The organism is Pantoea sp. SOD02 (genome assembly GCF_024707505.1).
GTDB classification, from domain to species: domain Bacteria; phylum Pseudomonadota; class Gammaproteobacteria; order Enterobacterales; family Enterobacteriaceae; genus Pantoea; species Pantoea symbiotica.
Window position 1 is genome coordinate 1 of the sequence record NZ_CP102605.1, and the last position, 20,660, is coordinate 20,660.

The 20,660-nt window shown below is 53.9% G+C and carries 15 protein-coding genes; 13 read left to right on the plus strand and 2 right to left on the minus strand.

Annotated features, from left to right (window positions below; translation table 11 throughout):
- The 3 genes from NR302_RS19680 to NR302_RS19690 all read left to right on the plus strand — a co-directional run bounded on the left by NR302_RS19680 (window position 1) and on the right by NR302_RS19690 (window position 4,710).
- Window positions 1-930 carry a RepB family plasmid replication initiator protein gene (locus NR302_RS19680; protein WP_007886110.1) on the plus strand — a complete coding sequence of 310 codons (930 nt, stop codon included), beginning with the start codon at window positions 1-3 and terminating at the stop codon, window positions 928-930.
- Between the two features lie 1,601 nt (window positions 931-2,531).
- Window positions 2,532-3,731, plus strand: coding sequence for an AAA family ATPase (locus NR302_RS19685; protein ID WP_008109176.1), 1,200 nt, complete (start codon window positions 2,532-2,534; stop codon window positions 3,729-3,731).
- A gap of 7 nt (window positions 3,732-3,738) precedes the next feature.
- Window positions 3,739-4,710 (plus strand): ParB family protein, encoded by a 972-nt coding sequence (locus NR302_RS19690; RefSeq protein ID WP_008109175.1) that lies wholly within the window; start codon window positions 3,739-3,741, stop codon window positions 4,708-4,710.
- Window positions 4,711-5,160: 450 nt separating this feature from the next.
- Here NR302_RS19690 and NR302_RS19695 read toward each other — a convergent pair whose 3' ends face one another.
- Entirely contained in the window at window positions 5,161-7,092 is a 1,932-nt protein-coding gene (locus NR302_RS19695) for a sigma-54-dependent Fis family transcriptional regulator (RefSeq protein ID WP_258145530.1), read from the minus strand.
- Window positions 7,093-7,366: 274 nt separating this feature from the next.
- Between NR302_RS19695 and ssuD the strand changes: the two genes are divergently transcribed.
- The 9 genes from ssuD to NR302_RS19740 all read left to right on the plus strand — a co-directional run bounded on the left by ssuD (window position 7,367) and on the right by NR302_RS19740 (window position 17,358).
- Entirely contained in the window at window positions 7,367-8,539 is a 1,173-nt protein-coding gene (ssuD, locus tag NR302_RS19700; protein ID WP_258145531.1) for an FMNH2-dependent alkanesulfonate monooxygenase, read from the plus strand.
- Between the two features lie 14 nt (window positions 8,540-8,553).
- On the plus strand, window positions 8,554-9,960 hold the full coding sequence (locus NR302_RS19705; protein WP_258145532.1) for an FAD/NAD(P)-binding protein: 1,407 nt from the start codon (window positions 8,554-8,556) through the stop codon (window positions 9,958-9,960).
- A gap of 74 nt (window positions 9,961-10,034) precedes the next feature.
- Window positions 10,035-11,429 (plus strand): LLM class flavin-dependent oxidoreductase, encoded by a 1,395-nt coding sequence (locus NR302_RS19710; RefSeq protein WP_258145533.1) that lies wholly within the window; start codon window positions 10,035-10,037, stop codon window positions 11,427-11,429.
- Entirely contained in the window at window positions 11,426-12,445 is a 1,020-nt protein-coding gene (locus NR302_RS19715; RefSeq protein WP_258145534.1) for a methionine ABC transporter ATP-binding protein, read from the plus strand. Before NR302_RS19710 ends, NR302_RS19715 begins: the two co-directional genes overlap by 4 nt.
- A complete protein-coding gene (locus NR302_RS19720) occupies window positions 12,442-13,140 on the plus strand; it encodes a methionine ABC transporter permease (protein WP_258145535.1) in 699 nt (232 codons plus the stop codon). The genes NR302_RS19715 and NR302_RS19720 overlap by 4 nt, the downstream gene beginning before the upstream one ends.
- Window positions 13,137-14,012, plus strand: a complete 876-nt coding sequence (locus tag NR302_RS19725) for a MetQ/NlpA family ABC transporter substrate-binding protein (RefSeq protein ID WP_258145536.1) — start codon at window positions 13,137-13,139, stop codon at window positions 14,010-14,012. The genes NR302_RS19720 and NR302_RS19725 overlap by 4 nt, the downstream gene beginning before the upstream one ends.
- A 177-nt stretch (window positions 14,013-14,189) precedes the next feature.
- Window positions 14,190-15,629 carry an MFS transporter gene (locus NR302_RS19730; protein ID WP_258145537.1) on the plus strand — a complete coding sequence of 480 codons (1,440 nt, stop codon included), beginning with the start codon at window positions 14,190-14,192 and terminating at the stop codon, window positions 15,627-15,629.
- Window positions 15,626-16,840, plus strand: a complete 1,215-nt coding sequence (locus NR302_RS19735) for an acyl-CoA dehydrogenase family protein (protein WP_258145538.1) — start codon at window positions 15,626-15,628, stop codon at window positions 16,838-16,840. The genes NR302_RS19730 and NR302_RS19735 overlap by 4 nt, the downstream gene beginning before the upstream one ends.
- A 317-nt stretch (window positions 16,841-17,157) precedes the next feature.
- The gene (locus tag NR302_RS19740; RefSeq protein WP_258145539.1) at window positions 17,158-17,358 is read left to right on the plus strand and encodes a hypothetical protein; all 201 of its coding nucleotides are present in this window, start codon (window positions 17,158-17,160) and stop codon (window positions 17,356-17,358) included.
- A gap of 37 nt (window positions 17,359-17,395) precedes the next feature.
- Here the strand turns inward: NR302_RS19740 and NR302_RS19745 are convergent, their stop codons facing one another.
- Entirely contained in the window at window positions 17,396-18,343 is a 948-nt protein-coding gene (locus NR302_RS19745; RefSeq protein WP_258145540.1) for a sulfonate ABC transporter substrate-binding protein, read from the minus strand.
- Window positions 18,344-18,597: 254 nt separating this feature from the next.
- Here NR302_RS19745 and NR302_RS19750 point away from each other — a divergent pair, with 254 nt between their 5' ends.
- A complete protein-coding gene (locus NR302_RS19750) occupies window positions 18,598-20,655 on the plus strand; it encodes an FUSC family protein (RefSeq protein WP_258145541.1) in 2,058 nt (685 codons plus the stop codon).
- The last annotated feature ends 5 nt before the right edge of the window (window positions 20,656-20,660 follow it).

The following is a 20,660-nucleotide window of genomic DNA, read 5'->3' on the forward strand; positions in this document are numbered from 1 at the left end:
ATGGCAGATAAAGAGAGTGAAAACAAGGCGTTACTCGAGCCTTTTCTGTCGGTGACAAAAAACAGCGGTGAAGTTATTCAACTCCACCCCAATAAAAATAACACCGTACAACCGGTCGCTTTAATGCGCCTGGGTCTGTTTGTTCCTACATTGAAATCCACAGCGCGCGGTAAATCAGGCGCGATGGCATCGACCGATGCTACGAAAGAGCTGAAGAACCTTTCTTTAGTAAAATCGGAAGGTTACGAAAAGATTACCATCACCGGTGCAAGGCTGGATATGGATAATGATTTCAAAACCTGGGCCGGTATTATTCAGTCTTTCTCGCGTTATCCCTCAAAGGGCGACACCGTGACGCTGCCGTTTATCGATTTCGTTAAGATGTGCGGGATCCCTTCGGCAAACTCCTCGGCCGCGTTGCGTAAGCGTTTAGATGCCTCTCTGCGACGCATTGCCACCAATACGTTGTCCTTTGAAGGTAATGGCAAAGCCTATCACACACACCTTGTGCAATCGGCGTATTACGATCGTGAAAAGGATCTGGTGCGCATTCAAGCCGATCCTAAGTTGTTCGAGCTCTATAACTTCGACCACAAAGTGTTACTGCAGCTGCGGGCCATTTCGCGTTTGAAGCGTAAAGAATCAGCTCAGGCGTTGTATACCTATCTCGAAAGTTTGCCGACCAATCCGGCGCCAATTTCTCTGGCGCGTTTGCGTATGCGTTTAAACCTGGGCTCGAAAACCACCACGCAAAATCACGTGGTTCGACGTGCGATGGAGCAGCTCAAAGAGATCGGCTATCTCGACTATTCGGAAGTGAAACGTGGCCGCTCAGTGTTCTTCATCATCCACAGCAGGACGCCAAAACTCGATGGCATCAGCAACCTCGAAAGTATCGATTCGCTGGAAGATATCGAATTCGAAGAGTGATTTTACCCGTTCACTGTAGTCAGCAAATCCCCTCAAGCAGTGTCACTTTTTGAGCAAAAGTGACACATGCTCTTCTCATAGCATTCACTGTAATCAGACACCCTCAAGCCATTCACTGTAATCAGCAACGTTCACTGTAATCAGAAACCTTCTGCTTTTGTCATGTCTTCTGATATGTCTTCAACCGCGTTGTGCCCTTTCTAAGCTACTTTTAAAGATAGTGAGTACTTACAAGGGCGGCACCGCTTCACTCAAATTCCCTTTTTATGGCCTTTCTACTGATCACAGTGAACGTTTGTTCAAGCGCTCGCTTTCACTGATTACAGTGAATGCTAATCACAGGGCTGCGTACTGAATACAGTGAACGATAAAATGCAACTTCATGATTTATATGTATCAATAAAGCCAGGTCCAACGTGATTCACTGTAATCAGCAGATTAACTGTTAATACAGCCAGTAAAAGTGACAGGGTTGGTCACTAAGCTGATTACAGTGAACGTTTGGCCTGCCTTCTCACTACAGTGAACGAAAGCGAGGGAAGTTCGTACTGACGCTTATATGCTGCTTTAAGAGCACGTCACGCTGTCACTGATTACAGTGAACGCTGTCACCACTTCCCCTGCCCCACCGGTTTTGCAGCATGACAATCAACAGCTCATCGCGTCGCTTTTACTGAATACAGTGAACGTAGATGCTGATTACAGTGAACATCAGCATCAATCAGCTGTCATCAAGAAAGCCATTTAACGTGATGCATGTGCTGATTACAGTGAATGTCTGAGGGGGCGTTCCGTTGATTTCGGTGAATCGCTTATGGCGATTTCAGCTACATCCATTTGACGGTAAAGATCGGTTTACTGATTACAGTGAACGCTCGTATCAAAGTACTAAACAAGCTTTGCTGATTACAGTGAACGTTCTTCACCGGGTCATAACTTTTACTGATTACAGTGAATATTCTGTCCAACTTGCAGATTTGACTTACTGATTACAGTGAACGTTTAATCGAAGCGCGATAAGCATCTAGTGACTACAGTGAATCTTTTTCTATGATGAGCACACGGTTTTCACTGATTACAGTGAACGTTAGGCGTTGAGAATGAAATGTCATCAAGTTTTACTGATTACAGTGAAGATCCCAACAATGTGAACTTCGTCGTTGCTCGCTTGCCTGCTCCTTTCGTCCACATAGGCTCTACTGATTACAGTGAATCTTTGCCTGCCACTTGCTGATTACAGTGAACCTTTTACTGATTGCAGTGAACATTTGCCCTCTTCGGCTTGCTGACTACAGTGAACGTTCCAGCAATTTCAGCCACAACCACCCTCCTCCTTTCTCTATTTAAAAGCCTACCAAGGAAAAACCAGCTACTGATTACAGTGAACCTTTGTCCCAATGAGCAAGAAAACAGCGGTTCAAAGTTGTACAAATAAACGTAATGGCTAAATAACGATCACTGATTACAGTGAATCTTTGCGTTAAACTGCTCTTAATCAAGGTGTTTCCATATAACTGATTCTTCCTGTGCAGAAGAGATATATTTGCCTCGTGTGCTGGATTTATGTATAAAGTCATAAATCCTACATGTGTGGAGCAAGTATGGCTAACGATGAGAAGCAAGTTCTGAAGGTTGCACAACGTTCAGAAAGAATGCTGATGAGCCTGACAGAACAGATTCAGGCGCAGAAAGAAGAGTTGCGGGAAAACACGTTCTATCAGGTTTACGCTAAAGCGGCGTTAGCCAAACTGCCAAAATTGACGCGTGCGAGTGTGGATTACGCTGTAAACGAGATGGAAGAGAACGGTTATCCGTTCGATAAGCGTGCAGCGGGCAGCTCAACCAAGTATGCGATGTCGATTCAGAACATCATTGATATCTATCACCATCGCGGCGTGCCTAAATATCGCGACCGCCATCATGAAGCCTTCAGCATCTTTGTCGGCAACCTTAAAGGCGGCGTGTCGAAAACGGTCTCTACCGTTTCGCTGGCACATGCATTGCGCGCCCATCCGCATCTGCTGTTTGAAGATTTGCGTATTCTGGTCATCGATCTGGACCCGCAATCCTCCGCCACCATGTTCCTGAACCACCAACGTTCAGTAGGATTAGTGGAAGCTACCGCTGCGCAGGCGATGCTGCAGAACGTCAGCCGTGAAGAGTTGCTCAACGAATTTATCGTTTCATCGATTATTCCGGGCGTTGATGTGCTGCCGGCGTCAATTGATGACGCCTTTATTGCCTCGCGTTGGGAAGAGCTGTGCGCCGCTCACCTGCCGGATCAGAACATCCACGCGGTGCTGTATGACAATGTGGTGGCCAAGCTGAAGAAAGATTACGACTTTATCTTTATCGATAGCGGCCCGCATCTTGATGCCTTCCTGAAGAACGCCATTGCCGCTTCGGACTTGCTAATGACACCGGTACCTCCCGCGCAGGTGGATTTCCACTCCACGTTGAAGTACTTAACGCGTTTACCGGAGTTGATTGGCATCATTGAAGAATCGGGTGCAGCCTGCCGTTTGCAGGGCAACATCGGCTTTATGTCTAAACTATCGAATAAAGCGGACCACAAGCTGTGTCACAGCCTGGCGAAAGAGATTTTTGGTGGCGATATGCTCGATGCTGCCTTACCACGCCTGGATGGCTTTGAGCGCTGCGGAGAGTCGTTTGACACGGTTATCTCGGCCAATCCATCAACCTACGTGGGCAGCACCGAGGCCTTAAAGAATGCGCGTTCAGCGGCGGAAGATTTCGCGAAAGCCGTATTTGACCGTATTGAATTCATTCGCCTGAACTGAGGTTACTATGAGCGCAAAAAGAATCACCATTGGCCGAACCTTCAGCCAGACACCATTGCAGACTGAGGAAAGCGCCGATGGCCATTCTCAGACCTTTATCCTGGCGACGGGTAAACGCGCCCTGTTCACGCTGGAACACATCCCTGCGAAAGAAATCGAAGAGAAAACTTTCGTTAAGATGGAAACCAATGGCCGCGATCAGTCTGGCCTGACGCCAGAATCGCTGCGCGACATCATTCGTACTATTAAATTGCAGCAATTTTTCCCGGCGATTGGCGTAAAGCGTGACGACCGCATTGAGATTCTCGATGGTTCACGCCGTCGTGCTGCGGCTCTTCACTGCAAAACCGGGCTGGATGTGCTGGTCACTGAAGTGGCTATCTCTGCGGAAGAAGCGCGTCGTTTAGCGCAGGATATTCAGACCGCGCGCGAGCACAACCTGCGTGAAGTGGGCATGCGTTTGCTGGCACTTAAAGATGGCGGATTATCGCAAAAGGAAATTGCGCAAAGCGAAGGACTTTCTCAGGCCAAAGTAACGCGTGCATTGCAAGCCGCAAGCGTGCCGCTTGAGCTGGTGACGCTGTTCCCGAATCATTCTGAGCTGACTTATCCAGACTATAAATCGCTGCTGCAAGCTTACGAGAAGCTGCAGGAAACCGGACAAACGGTTGATGCACTGATCGATACCATCGGCATGGATGTTGATACCGTATGCGCACGCGATGGTTTAGCGGAAGATGAAGTGAAGAACGGCATTCTGCGTTTAGTGCGTAACGGCAGCCAGACGCTGATTCAGTCACCGGCGAAAGACAAAACCGTTGCGACGCCTTTGTGGAGCTTCGCCGATAAAGATCGTTTTGCGCGTAAGAAAACGCGCGGACGCATGTTCAGCTACGAGTTTAATCGCCAGTCAAAAGAGTTGCAGGAAGAGCTGGATAGAGTGATTAACGAGACGCTCAACAAGTATCTAAATCAGTAAGCGAAATGCCGCCTTCGGGCGGTTTTTTTTATGCCCTTCTCAATGCCTCGCCAGCGCAATTTCAGCGCTAACTGTATGAAATATCGATTGTCGCTGCGGAAATTTCAGGCTGAAATCGCCATCATTTCAACCAGCAGCTAAAAGGCATCCGGTTCTAACTCACCAATACCGATAAACTAACTGCAGCCAATTTAACCAGCTGCGCGCTAAACCGGCAATCGCCAGTGAAGGCATAAAAGCCGAGCAGCAACCGAATGAAATTTCATCCATTCGCCCAAGCGATTTCATCTCTATTGCCATGAAAAATATAGCTTTTTAAATAAAATTTCAGGCTGAAATCGCCAAATAAGATTGTAATTTCAGCCATCAACTCAAGACCCAAAGCGAGATTAGCCAGATGATATTCAATGATTTATCCACAGAAAACGTGGATAACTTTCAAGACTAACCTTACTCAATCAACGCCAGCGCTGATGAAAATTGCCAGACTGCATCGCGCACGCGCACCGGTTTATTAATCAACCCCAACGCATAAAAACGATCGGCGATTGTCTGCTGCTCTTTAATCACTTCGAAGGCCATCGCACGCGTTTTGTGGCTGCGACGTGTCAATGCGCGTTCTACTGACGCAACTTCCAATCCCAGCTCCTGAGCCAGTAATATTGAAGCTTCGTGACGATGACTATCGATGAACAAACCCGTTTGCTGCAAACTTTCCACCAGCTGTCTGAGGATGTCATCGTGTTGTTCAACGTAATCTCGTCGCGCCAGATAGAACTGATGATTGCGTACGCGCCCTTCACCATTAACCAAAATCCGCAGCTCGGGATTGCTCTCAGCGGCGCTGAGCAACGGATCCCACATCATCCACGCATCAACCGAGAGATAATCACTGGCGGTCAGTGGATACTTAGGCGGCGTATACACCACTTTGAGTTCATCCAGGCCAATGCCCGCTTCTTCCAATAACTGCAGCAGTAGCCAGTGAACGTTCGAGCCTTTATTAACCGATATGCGCTTACCACGCAGATCGCTGATAGTGCGAATATCACTGTTATGCGGCACCACAATGCCAACGCTGCTTGGCGCCGGTGGCTCCCACGCGATATAAGTCACCGCATTGCCGCTCGCCTGGGCGAAGATCGGCGGCACTTCGCCGGTAGTACCAAAGTCGATTTCGTTGTTTTGCAGTGCATACAGCAGCTGTGGCCCAGCAGGAAACTCACTCCACAGCACGCTAATGCCTTGCTGAGCGAAGCAGTGTTCGAGGCTTTGGCGGGCTTTTAACACGCCGAGATTACCAAACTTCTGATATCCGATTCGTAACTCGCGTTCCTGCGTTCCATGCGCATTGGATGAAGACGTAGAAACAAGCGCTTTGCGCCGTCCTTTAATCATTCCCTGATTCGCCAGATGCGTGCGTAAGGTGTGGCGGCTAATACCCAGCAGCGCGGCGGCCTGGGTTTGATTCTGATCTGTCATCGAAAGCGCATTGCTAATCAGGCTGCTGATAACGCGATCAAACAGTTGCTGCGGCTGGTTGGTCAGCTGTTGCTGAAGATAACTATCGAGCGTTGAATCGTTTGACTCGTTAAAGCCATGTTCACTGTAACCAGCAAGTCGCAGCTGTGCGGGCGTCAACGTCTCTTCGCGGCTCAACAACACGGCGTTGTGCAGCGTGTTCTCCAGTTCACGGATATTGCCCGGCCAGCTGTATTCGCGCAGCACTTCAAGCGCATCAGGTGACAGACGTCGTGCCGGACGGCCTAAGCGTCGTGCGTAGAGAGCGAGGAAGTGTTGCGCCAATAGTGGAATGTCTTCACGGCGCTGACGCAGCGGCGGCAGCGGAACCACCGCAATATTCAGGCGATAGAACAGATCTTCGCGGAAACGTCGTTCACGAATCGCCTGTGCTAAATCCACATGCGTAGCCGCGATAACCCGCACATCCACCTTGATCGCTTTGCGCGAGCCCACACGCGTAATCTCGCGCTCCTGCAACACACGCAACAATTTAACCTGCAGTGAAGGGCTAAGCTCACCAATCTCATCCAGCAGCAAGGTGCCGCCTTGCGCGGATTCAAACCAGCCGGGATGAGACTGCGTCGCGCCGGTAAAAGCCCCTTTCTCATGGCCAAACAACTCGGCTTCAGCCAGACTTTCCGTTAACGCACCGCAGTTAACCGCCAGAAAAGGGCCGTGACGCCGCTGGCTGTGATGATGCAGATAACGCGCCACCACTTCTTTGCCTGTGCCGGTTTCGCCGACAATCAGTACGGTGGCATCCGTGGGGGCGAATTTATCCAGCAGCGATTGAAACGCCAGAGAGGCGGGATCGACTAAGCGCGGAGAATCGGTGTGATTATTAAAATTGGTTAGCATGGCATTGAGTCCGTTAACGAGCATATCGCTACGCTAAATGCTCACGCCAACTATTAACACCATGTAAAAAGCATAAGCAGTTGCATATGCAGCAATAGCTGTTGCGTCATAGTTGCAATTGCAACTCGATATGCCGTAATCAACAACCTTAACCCTCTGAAATACAGCACTTCACGCTAATCAACAACCTGGCACGCTTTCTGCTAACAGCTATATAACCAAATAAGCAGTTCAAAATGATCATTTTTTAATAAAGTTATATAGGAAAAGCATAATGGTCGATTCCGCGAACGATAAAATTAATGTCTTCTGGTTTTTACCGACGCACGGTGATGGACGCTACCTCGGCACCACTCAAGGCGGACGCCCGGTCGATTTACCCTACTTACAGCAAGTGGCGCTTGCCGCCGACAATCTTGGCTTCTACGGCGTATTAATTCCCACTGGCAAAAGCTGCGAAGATTCCTGGCTGGTTGCCTCGGCGTTAGCGCCTATCACCAAACGTCTGCGCTATTTAGTGGCGGTGCGCCCGGGCCTGCAGCCGCCAACGCTGGCAGCTCGCATGGCGACAACGCTTGATCGTCTATCCGAAGGACGTTTATTGATTAACGTGGTGACCGGTGGCGATCCCGTCGAGAACAAAGGCGACGGCATTTTCCTCAACCACAGTGAACGTTATGAAGTCACCAAAGAATTCCTCGACGTTTACAGCCGCCTGATGCGCGGGGAGAAAGTGGATTACGAAGGCAAACATATCCACGTTGAAGGTGCGGAGGTGCTGTTCCCGCCGGTGCAGGAGAATGGTCCGCCGCTCTATTTTGGTGGTTCATCTGAGGCGGCGATTGATGTGGCTGCGGAACAGATCGATACCTATCTCACCTGGGGCGAGCCGCCAGCACAGGTTGCCGAGAAGCTGGAAGTGGTGCGCGCGCGTGCGCAACAGCGCGGACGTAAACTTGAATACGGCATTCGTTTGCACGTGATTGTGCGCGAGACCGAAGAAGAAGCCAAAGCGGCGGCAGATAAGTTGATTGGCCATCTTGATGAAGAGACTATTGCGCAGGCGCAGAAAATCTTTGCGCGTATGGATTCTGCCGGTCAGGCGCGGATGAGCGCATTGCATCAAGGTTCGCGCGACAATCTTTATATCTCGCCGAATCTCTGGGCTGGCGTTGGTCTGGTACGCGGTGGCGCGGGCACAGCGCTGGTCGGCAGCCCTGAGCAAGTGGCTGAACGTATCCGTGAATATCAGGCGTTGGGCGTCACCAATTTTATTCTGTCCGGATATCCGCATCTTGAAGAAGCGCATCGCGTGGCCGAATTGTTGTTGCCGCTGCTCCCGCTGGCGAATGCGCAACAGCAGCGTGAACGCACCATTAATACCGGGCCGTTTGGTGAAACCATTGGTGGTGATAAGCGTCCTTCAAAACAGACGAGCGCCAGCTAATGCAGGAGAAGGCAATGGCAACGACACAGGTAATCATTGTTGGCGGTGGCTTTAGCGGCACAGCGTTGGCAATTCATCTCGCACGAACCTCATCGAGCAGATTACTGATTACAGTGGTCGAACCGCGCGCCAGTCTCGGCGGCGGCGTTGCCTATTCCACGCAGGAGCCCGCACACCGCATCAACGTGCCCGCTTCGCGCATGCAGTTAAGTGGAGAAGAGCAGGGCGCGTTTGATCACTGGTATCGCCAGCAGCCGGAATGTTCACTGGATTCAGTAGCGCACTGCGACGACGGCTCGGTCTATCCGCAGCGCAGCCTGTTCGGTCGCTATCTGGCAGAACAGTTTGCGGAAGCTGCGCAGGCGTATCCGCACATCACGCTGCGACATGTGCAGGCCAGCGCCGTGGCCTGGGAAGGCGAGCAGCTGTTACTCAGTAACGGCGAAACGTTGCAAGGTGATGTGCTGGCGTTAGCGATCAGTCATCCGCCGCCTTCGTTGCCGCGGGCGCTGCAACCGTTCTCGGCGCATCCGGCATTGATTGCTAATCCGTGGCAACACGGCGTACTGGACGCCATCGTTCCAGAATCCTCGGTGGCGATTATCGGTACCGGCTTAAGTATGGCGGATGTGGTGGCTTCACTGGGCACCAGACAGCATCGTGGCCCGTTAATCGCATTCTCGCGCCGTGGGCAGCTTTCACGCGACAACCTAAGCGGTGAGTGGCCTGAATGGACGTTAGCCCCGCAGGAAGCGTCCAGCGCGCGTCTGTGGCTGCGACATATCCGCGCCGAGGTCGCGCGTTCCGCTGAACAGGATTTGCCGTGGCAGCGTGTGCTCGATCAGGTGCGTGTGCAAGGTCAGGATATCTGGCAATCGCTGCCTTTGCGCGAGCAGCAGCGCTTTGTCCGCCATTTGCGCTCGTGGTGGGACGTGCATCGCTATCGTATAGCACCGCAGGTATCAGCGGTGATCAACGCACGTCGTCAACAGGGCAATCTGAAGGTGCTGGCCGCGCGCCTTATCGACATCTCTAAACTCGGCAATCAGCTGCAAATAACGCTATGCCCGCGCGATGGTGCCAGCGAAACCCATCGCCTCGATCATCTGATTGTCACCACCGGTCCCGGCCATGAAGCCTTAACCGCCAGCCAGCCACTGCTGCAATCGCTCAGTCGGCAAGGTTTGATTCGTGCTGACCAGCTCGGTTTTGGTATTGATGTCGACAGCCAGTCGCGCACGCTAAATCTCACCGGCCAACCCAACGCACGACTGTTTGTTGTCGGTCCCGCTGCGCGTGCGCGCTTCGGTGAATTGATGGGATTGCCGCAGGTCGCCGATCATGCCGCCGCCGTGGCGCAGCATATTTTACATGAACTGCATATCGCTCATGCCGAGCGATGTCCCCCTTCAGCGCTTTAATCTCTCAACATCCTAAAAATTAACTGACGAACGCCGGGTCGTAACACGATCACGGCCTCGCTATGGAGATTGCTATGCCATCGCAACGTGAAATTCGCTTGAACGCATTTGATATGAACTGTGTCGGACACCAGTCGCCGGGTTTGTGGGCGCATCCGCGTGACCGTTCCTGGCAATACAAAGATTTGGAGTATTGGGTCGATTTGGCGCGCCTGCTGGAGCGCGGCAAATTTGACGGCCTGTTTATCGCCGACGTGCTCGGCGTTTACGACGTACTGAACGGCAACGGCGATGCGGCGATCCGCCAGGCGACGCAGGTGCCGGTCAACGATCCGCTGGCGTTGATTACGCCCATGGCGCTGGTCACTGAACATCTCGGCTTTGGTCTCACCGCGTCGCTGTCGTTTGAACATCCCTATCCGTTTGCGCGCCGCTTATCGACGCTCGATCACCTGACCAAAGGCCGCATCGGCTGGAACATCGTCACCTCGTATCTGGAGAGCGGGGTGCGCAACATTGGGCATAAAACCCAGACCGATCACGACAGCCGCTACGATTATGCCGACGAGTATCTGCAAGTGGTGTACAAACTGCTGGAAGGCAGCTGGGAGCAGGATGCGGTATTGCGTGACCGTGAACGCCGCATTTTCAGCGACCCGCGCAAAATCCATCCCATCAATCATCAGGGCACCTTCTTCAACGTGCCGGGCATTCACCTGTGTGAACCGTCACCACAGCGCACGCCGGTGCTGTATCAAGCGGGTGCATCGAGTCGCGGCAAACAGTTTGCGGCAGAACATGCTGAATGCGTGTTTGTTGCTGCGCCGTCAAAAGTGCTGCTGAAGAAAACCGTCGCTGATATTCGCCGCCGCGCGGCGGAAGCGGGGCGCGATCCTTACAGCATCAAAATCTTCAATCTGCAAACCGTGATTGTCGGCGAAACCGATCTGGCGGCGCAGGCGAAGTGGAAAGAGTACACCAGCTGGGTCAGCTACGAAGGCGCGCTGGCGCTGGTGTCGGGTTGGACCGGCATCGACTTCGGCCAGTATCAGCCGGATCAGGTACTGAAATATATCCACACCAACGCCATTCAATCGGCGGTCGAAACCTTCTCCACCGCCGATCCCGACCGTCAGTGGACGGTAAAAGCGCTGGCGGATTGGGTTGGGATTGGCGGCTTTGGCCCGCTGATTGTCGGCAGCGCGGAAACCGTCGCGGATGAGCTGCAAAGCTGGGTGGAAGAGACCGATGTCGATGGCTTCAACTTCGCCTACGCACTGACGCATGAAACCTTTGAAGATGTGGTGGAGCTGCTGATCCCGGAACTGCAAAAACGTGGCGTCTACAAAAAAGAGTATGCGCAGGGCACGCTGCGCGAGAAGTTATTCGCCGCCGGTCCGCAGCTGCAGGCACCGCATCCGGGCGCGGGCTATCGCGTTAAATCCTCCACGCTGCAGGAGGTCTCATGATCGAAATAGATAACCTCAGCAAACACTATCGCGCGCCCGACGGCCGCATCACTGAGGTGCTGAAATCCATCAGCCTGCAGGTGCCGCAAGCCAACATTACCGCCGTTGTTGGGCCGAGCGGCGCGGGTAAATCGACGCTGGCGAAGTGCATAAGCTTGCTGGAGCAACCGAGCGCCGGCAGCATACGCGTTAACGGCAGCGATCTCTCGCGGCTGGATGGCGAAGCGCTGCGTCAGGCGCGTCGTTCAATTGGCACCGTTTTCCAGTCTTCCGCGCTGCTGCAACGCAAAACCGCGTGGGAGAACATCGCCTTGCCGCTGCACTATCTCGGCGTGGTGGATCGCGATATCGCCGCACGCGTGGGCGAATTGCTCGACAGCGTCGGTCTCAGCCACAAAGCCAAAGCCTATCCCGGCCAGCTTTCCGGTGGTCAGCGGCAGCGTATTGGCATCGCGCGGGCGCTGGCGTTGCGCCCGTCAGTGTTGCTGGCGGATGAGGCCACCTCAGGACTCGATCCCGAAGCCACCGTCACCGTGCTCGACCTGCTAAAAAAACTGCGAGATGACTACAAGCTGGCGATAGTACTGATCACCCATGAAATGGATGCGGTGCGTCAGGCGGCGGATGCGGTAGCGGAAATTCGCGATGGCCAAATCGTGCAGTACGGCGTGGTGAAAGAGTTGCTGGCGCAGCCAGATTCGTTGCTGGGACAGCGCCTGTTCCCGCTGGCGGCGCAGGCGGGCGATGCCGAACTGGTGTTGCAGCTCAGCTATCGCACCGATGTGCCGGTCGCCAGCGACTGGATATCGCGCCTCAGCCAGCAGTTTGCTTTGCGGATCGATCTGCTCGGTGCGCACGTTGAACAGGTGAACGGTCTGCAAGCGGGCCGCCTTAAGGTGGGCATTCACTATCAGCAGGAACGCGTGCCGCTGGCGCGTTTGCTGTCGCAGCTTGAACAGCTGGGCTTAGTTGCCAGCGTTTCCGGCAGCGTGTTGCCGTTGCGGGAGGCGGTATGAGCGTATCAGTGATGAGTCAGGATACGCCGTGGCCAGAAATCCCGGCGTTGATGCTGCCCGCTCTGGGCGAAACCGCATTGATGGTGGTGATCGTGATGCTGTTCGTGGTCACCTTCGGCGGCATCGTCGGTGTGGTGCTGTTTAACACCTCATCGCGCGGTCTGTTTCCGCATCGCGGTATTAACCGGGTGCTGAGTTGGATTGTGAACATGGGACGTTCGCTGCCGTTTCTGGTGCTGATGGCGGCCATCATTCCGTTCACCTTCTGGCTAACCGGCACCACCATCGGTATTCCCGCCGCCGTTGTGCCTATGATCGCCGCAGGCATTCCGTTCTTTGGCCGTCTGGTGGACAACGCGCTGCGTGAGCTGCCTGCCGAAGTCACGGCGGTGGGTTTGGTATGCGGCGGTTCGCGCTGGCAGATCATCCGCTCGGCACAACTCATTGAAGCGCTACCGGCGATTGTTGCGGCGGTGACGCTCAACCTGATCTCAATGATTGAGTACTCCGCGATTGCCGGCACCATCGGCGCGGGCGGGATCGGTTATCTGGCGGTGGTGTACGGTTATCAGCGCTTCGACAACCACATCATGATCGCCACCATCGTGGTGCTAATCGCCCTCATTCAAACCATTCAATTTCTCGGCGACCGTTTGGTCACCGCATTACGCCATCCTCAGGGGACATCATTATGACAACACAAGATTTCGAACTGCGTAAAACCCGCCGCTGGCCGTGGCTGCTACTGATTATAGTGGTCGTTGTACTCGCAGCAGGCGGCTGGTTCTGGCGCGGCCAACAGGCGCAGGCGGTGGTATTTGGTACCACGCTGAAAGTGCATTTTGAACCGGCGATGGCGGGTGAGCAGAAGCTGATCGAATACGTTGGTGAACACATCGCGCCGGATTACGGCCTGAAGCTGGAAGCGGTTGGCGTGCAGGATCCGGTGCAAGCCGACCGTGCGGTAGCGGAAGGGCAATATGCTGCGACGGTGTATCAGCATCAATGGTGGCTGAAGCAAGTGGTGGATGCCAACGGCTTTGCGCTGACCTCAACGCTGCCGCTATTCCAGTGGGCGTTTGGCATCTATTCCGATCGCTACACGTCGGTGGCGGATCTGCCGCAGGGCGCGACCATTGTGGTGCCGGATGACGGCGCCAATCAGGGCCAGGCATTATGGTTGCTGGCGCGTCAGGGCTTAATCACGCTCGATCCTAACGTCGAGCCGCGCACGGCCAAACTGAAGAACATTGTCGGCAATCCGCACGGCTTCGTGTTTAAAGAGCTCGATCTGCTGACCATGCCGCGTGCGCTCAATTCGGTGGATGCGGCGATTGGTTACGTCTCGCAATTCGACGCCGGTAAAGTGCCACGCGAAAAAGGCATTCTCTTCCCGCCTGCACCGCGCACTTTCGCCTCTCAGCTGGTGATTGGCACACCTTATCTGGACCAGGAAAACATCGAGAAGCTGAAAAAAGCCTTCTCCGATCCGCGCGTCCAGCAGTGGTTGAAGACCACCGACGATCCGCTGGTAAAAGGCGTGCTGGTGCCGGTCTCAGCCGAGTAAATTTTTGCTGCTTGCACACCCGGACGCGTCAGGCGTGTCCGGGTTTTTGTGTTGGCGAAAATTCAATTATCTAATTGATTTTAATGTAAATTAATATCAAGAATTGTTGTTTTGGTACAGCCAGCAAAACGCTTATAACAACCTCACCTGCACTACAAAACAACAACGTGAGGCGTTATGAGTTCTCTTCCTTTAGAAAACACCATCCCGGTTTCCGAACCGGTACGTTCGGTCAGTGACGTGGCAAGACTGATCAACACTCGCAGCAAAAATGACAACTACGCGCGCATGATTGTGTTCCTCGCGCTCGGCGGCGTGTTTCTCGACGCCTACGATCTCACCACGCTGTCGTACGGCATCGATGATGTGGTGCGTGAATTTCAGCTCTCGCCGCTGCTCACCGGTTTAGTCACCTCCTCAATTATGGTTGGCACCATTGTCGGTAATCTGGTGGGCGGTTGGCTGACGGATAAATATGGCCGCTATTCGGTGTTTATGGCCGACATGCTGTTCTTTGTGGTTTCAGCGATTGCGGCGGGCTTAGCGCCGAACGTCTGGGTGCTGATTGGCGCGCGCTTCCTGATGGGCGTCGGTGTCGGGATCGATCTGCCGGTGGCGATGTCGTATTTGGCGGAGTTCTCCAAATTCGCCGGTAAAGGCAACAAAGCCGCACGACTCGCAGCCTGGTGCCCGATGTGGTACGCCGCGTCAACGCTGTGCTTCCTGTTGATCTTCGCGCTCTACTTCCTGCTGCCGAAAGAGCATCTTGACTGGCTGTGGCGCGCGTCGCTGCTGTTCGGTGCGGTACCGGCGTTGCTAATCATCGCGGTGCGCAGCAAATTCATGAACGAATCGCCCCTTTGGGCGGCGAATCAGGGCGATCTGAAATCGGCGGTGCGCATCCTGCGTGATTCCTACGGCATCCATGCACACGAAGCGGAACATCAGGCGCCACCGGCCGCTGCTGCGCCGAAAGTGAGTTTCCGCGTGCTGTTTGAGAAACCGTGGCGCGAACGCACCATCGTCGCGGGCGTGATGAACATCTGTATCTCATTTGAATACACCGCCATTGCTTTCTTCTTGCCGTCGATTCTGGCGCAGTTCCTCGGCGCGGGCGTGTTTGAAACCATCTCCGCCTCGCTGGGCCTCAACGCACTGTTCGCCTTCACCGGTGGCCTGCTCGGCATGCGTCTGGCGTGGAAATATCCGTCGCGTCACGTCGCCATCGCTGGCTTTGCCCTGCAATTCTTTGCGCTGATCGCGCTGGCGTTGATAGGTCATCCGGAAGCCATCGCCGGAATCGTCTTTGCGGTATTGATGCTCGGTTTGTGGCTGTTTGCTGAAGGCTTCGGCCCGGGCGCGCAGCTGATGGTTTATCCGGCGCTTTCCTATCCAACCTCAATTCGCGCGACCGGCGTAGGCTTCAGCCGCGCGCTTTCCGGCATCGGCAGTGCGTTAGCACTGTTCATCCTGCCGATTCTGCAGGCCGCGCTCGGCACCAACATGTTTTGGGTGGTTTCGCTGGCAGCGATCATCCCGATCTTCTTCCTGTTGGCGGTGCGACACGAGCCCACGCTGCATGACATCGACGATCTTTCACATCAGGAGTCACCATGAGTTTACTGGCAACAGGTACCGATTATGAGGCGCTGGCAGCGCACTTCCGACCGATCTTCACGCGCATCGCTGAAGGAACGGTAGCACGCGAGCGGGAACGCATTTTGCCGCATCAGCCGATTAACTGGCTGAAAGAGGCGGGATTCGGCACGGTGCGCATCCCAAAAGAGAAGGGCGGTTGGGGCGCATCGCTGCCGCAGCTGTTCCAGCTGTTAACCGAACTGGCGGAAGCCGACTCGAATCTGCCGCAGGCGCTGCGCGCCCATTTCGCCTTTGTCGAAGACCGGCTGAACCAACCGGACAGCGCGGAACGCGATCGCTGGTTTGGCCGTTTTATCGATGGCGAGCTGGTGGGCAGCGGCTGGACGGAAATTGGCACGGTCAAACTCGGCGATGTCATTACGCGCGTCACGCCAGGCGAAAGCGGCTGGACGCTCAGCGGCGAGAAGTTTTACAGCACCGGCACGTTGTTCGCCGACTGGATTGACGTCTATGCACGCCGCAACGATAACCAGGGCGACGTCATCGCTCTGGTGAACGCTCACCAACCCGGCGTGACCCGTGAAGACGACTGGGACGGATTTGGCCAGCGCTTAACCGGCAGTGGTACCACGCGTTTTGACAGTGCCCATGTCGAGCAGGAACACGTCTACGATTTCGCCACTCGCTTCCGTTATCAAACCGCCTTCTATCAGCATGTGTTGCTGGCAACGCTGGCGGGAATTGGTCGTGCGGTGGCACGCGATGGCGCACAGGCGGTGGCGGCGCGAAATCGGGTTTACAGCCACGGCAACGGCGGCGTTACGCGTCAGGATGCGCAGATTCTTCAGGTCATCGGGGAGATCACCAGCCTGGCCTTTGCGGTAGAAGCCACGGTGATCCGCGCGACACATTCACTGCAATCAGCATATGTTGCCCACGTCAGCAGCGATGAAGCGCAAGTTGCCGCAGCGAATGTGCTGGCCGAAGCCGAAGCGGGCCAGGCGCAGGTGATCGCCAGCGAACTGGTAACGCGCGCCGCTACCGAGTTGTTCAACGCGTTGGGCGCATCAGATACGCGCGTCAGCAAAGCGCTGGATCGTCACTGGCGCAACGCGCGAACCGTATCGTCACATAATCCGGTGGTGTACAAAGCGCGCGATATCGGCGACTGGAAAGTGAATGGCACCGCCCCGACGGGGATTTGGCAGATTGGCAGAGGCGAGGGCTGATAAACCAGGTGCGCATGAATGCGCACCCTACAAAACCTTGAAATGCGCACCCTACGAATCCCTGAATTGTAGGGTCGCCATTTATGGCGACCATAACTCACAAACCTCTCAAATCATCACGTTACATCTCAATGTGAATCAGAAACCAATTTAAAACTGTTCAGTTTTAAGCCAAAATTTATATTCTCGATTGCTGATTTATTAATTATGATTGGCCCTGATTTTTTTGAATGGATATCAATAATAGGGAGCAACAGAATGCAATCAGCGCGACGCCTTAGGTTAGGCGCGGAACGTGATTAAAAAGGGGCTGAGACATGACTGAACGCGATATTTTCAGTGAACTAATGACGGGTATGCAGGAGCTGAAAGATCATCAAGACGGAAACATCACGCTTAAGACATACAAGGTCAGCAAGTGCGCGCCGTTGACCATTGCACCACAGGAACTGTGTGATTTACCCGAAAACCTCAACCTGTCTCAGGCCGTTTTTGTGCGTATTACGAATAAAAGATAAATCCAGGCCATTTATCAGGCCCGGATTAATTAATAATTTACTTCTTATCCAGCGACCAGGTCGCGCTGCGCACATCCACTTTCACTGGCAACAGACCCACGCGCGTAAAGGTATCCGCTAACGCCTGCTGCTCATCAAACACCTGTGGTGACATGCGCGATGCGCCATAAGGCAGACGTTTAATGGTGGTTTGCCAGATGGCTTTATCCAGGCCGGTCGATTTCGACAGAATCGCTGCCGCGTCATCCGGGTTCTTGTTCGCCCAATCGCTGAGTTTGCTCAGTTCATCAACTACCTGTTTCGCGGTATCAGGATGCCCTTCCGCAAACGGACGGCTGGCGAGATAGAAGGTGTAATGCGGCACCAATCCTTCTGCGTTGCGAATTTCACGCGCACCGGCGTTGGCTTCCACTTCTGCCAGGTACGGATCCCAAATTACCCACGCATCAATTGCGCCTTTCTGGAACGCAGCGCGCGCATCGGCAGGCGGCAGATACACCGGCGTCACGTCTTTGTAGTTAAGTCCCGCATCTTCCAGCGCTTTCACTAGCAGATAGTTAACGTCAGAACCTTTGTTCAGGCCGACGCGTTTGCCTTTCAAATCGGCCACGCTCTTAATCGCGGAATCTTTCGGCACCACGATGGCTTCCGTTTTCGGGTTAGCCGGAGAATGACCGAGATAGATCAAATCGGCTTTCGCGGCCTGCGCGAAGGCGGGCGGCGCATCGCCGGTAGCCGCCAAATCAATGCTGCCGACGTTTAAGCCTTCCAGCATCTGCGGGCCAGCCGGGAATTCCACCCAACGGATAGCAATGCCTTCCTTTTTAAAGGTTTCATCCAGCGTGCCGCGATATTTCAGCAAGGCAAAGATGTTGGCTTTCTGATAGCCGATGGTGACGGTTTCTGGGTTAGCGGCAAAGGCGTATGTGGAGAGCAGGCCAACGCTGAGAGCTAAAGCGCTCAGGACTGGAAATTTTGCTTTCATGATGATTCTCGTGTGGTTTTTTTGCCACCTTAGCAAAGCCCTTATATAACCAATAAATAACTAATTTCGATCGCTTATAACCGTTTTTTATGTGATCTGGATCATTCACTGTAATCAGCAAACAGGGTTTGGTTTTCCATAGATGCCCATATAATTAGCACGGTAATAATTTGTATAACAAATCAAAATGCCATTACCAAAAGCTTCTGTCAGGATAAGCCATTCCGCTGCCTGCATAAGGTTTTACCCGTTCTATGAAGTGGTTTTCACGAAGCGCAGTGCTGTTTTCTGCCAAAACCTGTCTTGCCGCCTTTCTGGCTTTTTACATTGCTCTGGAACTCAATCTCGATAAACCGGCCTGGTCACTGACTACAGTGTACGTTGCCTCGCAGCTCTATTCGGGCTCGACGGTATCGAAATCGGTTTTCCGTTTCTTCGGCACCCTGCTGGGCGGGCTGTTTACGCTGCTGATCTATCCCGCCACGGTGCAGGATCCGCTGCTGTTCAGCCTGTGCATCTCGCTGTGGGTAGCGGTTTGCCTCTATCTTTCGCTGCACGACCGCACGCCGAAAAGCTACGTGTTTATGCTGGCGGGCTACAGCGCGGCAATCATGGGTTTTCCCGACGTGGTGTCGCCATCGGCCATCACCTACACGGTGATTTCCCGCGTTGAGGAGATCACCGTGGCGATTGTTTGCAGCAGCCTGGTGCATCGCCTGCTATGGCCGGTCTCGATGCGCAATCTGTTAGAGCAGAGCGTTAACCTGTGGTATCAAAATGCGCGCAAGCTGTGCAGCGAGTTGGTCACGGCGATGCCCGCTGAAAAGTCGGTGGAGCGCGAAGATATCTTGATTCAGATGGCCAACTATCCGCTCAATGTCGAAACGCTCATCACGCATTGTGTGTATGAAGGCGATGCCGCGCGGCGTCTGGTGCGTTTAGTTAGCGTGCAGTATCAGCATCTCTCCTATTTCATCCCAACGCTGACGGCAATCGAATCGCGCCTCAACCTGCTGGCGCAGCAGCAAATCCGTTTTCCCGACTACATCGCTGAAGTCTTCCAGCAATTTTTGCTGTGGCTAAACGGTGAAGATCAGCTGCCGGTGCGCGACAAGCTCAGCCACGCGCAAGAGCAGCTGAAACAGGCGTGGCAACAGGGCAGGCTTAACAGCGAAGAGAGCATTCTGCTAATGGGATTACTGGAACGCCTGCTCAATTTTGTGCGCATCGTTGATGCCTATCAAAGCGTTAGCGAACGCGTCAGTGAATGGACGCCCGCCGTCAAAGCCGGAAAGATGGCGCGCGCGCACAAACACGTCGATAAGGGATTGTTGCTGCTGTCGTCGTTCACCGCCTTTATCGCCACCTTCGTCACCTGCGTATTTTGGATCGGCAGCGGCTGGGTGGATGGCGCCACCGCGCCGATGATGGCGGCGGTGCTGTGTTCCTTCTTCGCCGGCATGGACAGCCCAATTGCACCGATGAAGCTGTTCCTGAAAGGTGTGCTGATCTCCGTGGTGATCAGCCTGCTGTATATCACCTTGCTGATTCCGCAGGCGGTGACCTTCGAAGCGCTGGTGATTTGTCTTGCGCCGGGCTTGCTGGCGCTGGGATTGGTTATCGCTAATCCGTCGACCAACCTGATTGGCCTGATTGTCGCCACGCAGATTCCTGGCTTGATTGGCATGAGCCACAACTTTAAGCCCGATCTACAGCTTATAGTGAACGCTATCCTTTCGACGCTAGTGGGCATTACCTTCGCGGTGGTGATCACAGCGCTAATCCGCAACAAGCGTCCGTCGTGGACCGCCAAACGTGCGGTGCGCAAAGGTATCCGCGAACTGCTGCATTTTATCGCCACGGTGCGGCTCAACAGCGTCACGCTGACCGCGCGGCAGCAGTTTGTCTCGCGCACGCTGGATAAGGTCAACATCATCCTGCCGCGTAAACGTGTCGATCCAGTGCCAGAGTTGGTCTCCGGTGGCAATTTGATTGCCGAAGCCTGGCTGGGCGCAAACTGCTACGACTACTACACGCGTCATCGGGAGCTGCTGCTGGCGCATCACATTGAAAGTGCGGCGATGTTCCACGAGCTAAGTCAGTTTCTTAAGCGCCGGCTGAAGTCGTTGCAAACCACGCCGCAACCGGAATTGCTGGTGGAACTGAACACGCTGTTGCTGCGACTGGAAACGGCGGCAATGCAGGAGAACACGCTGTTTGCGCCCATGTTCCATCTGTTCAATATCCGCTTATCGTTGTTTCCTGCGGCGCGCTGGCCGGAAAACCATTACAGTGCTGAACAGCATGTTTAAAACGG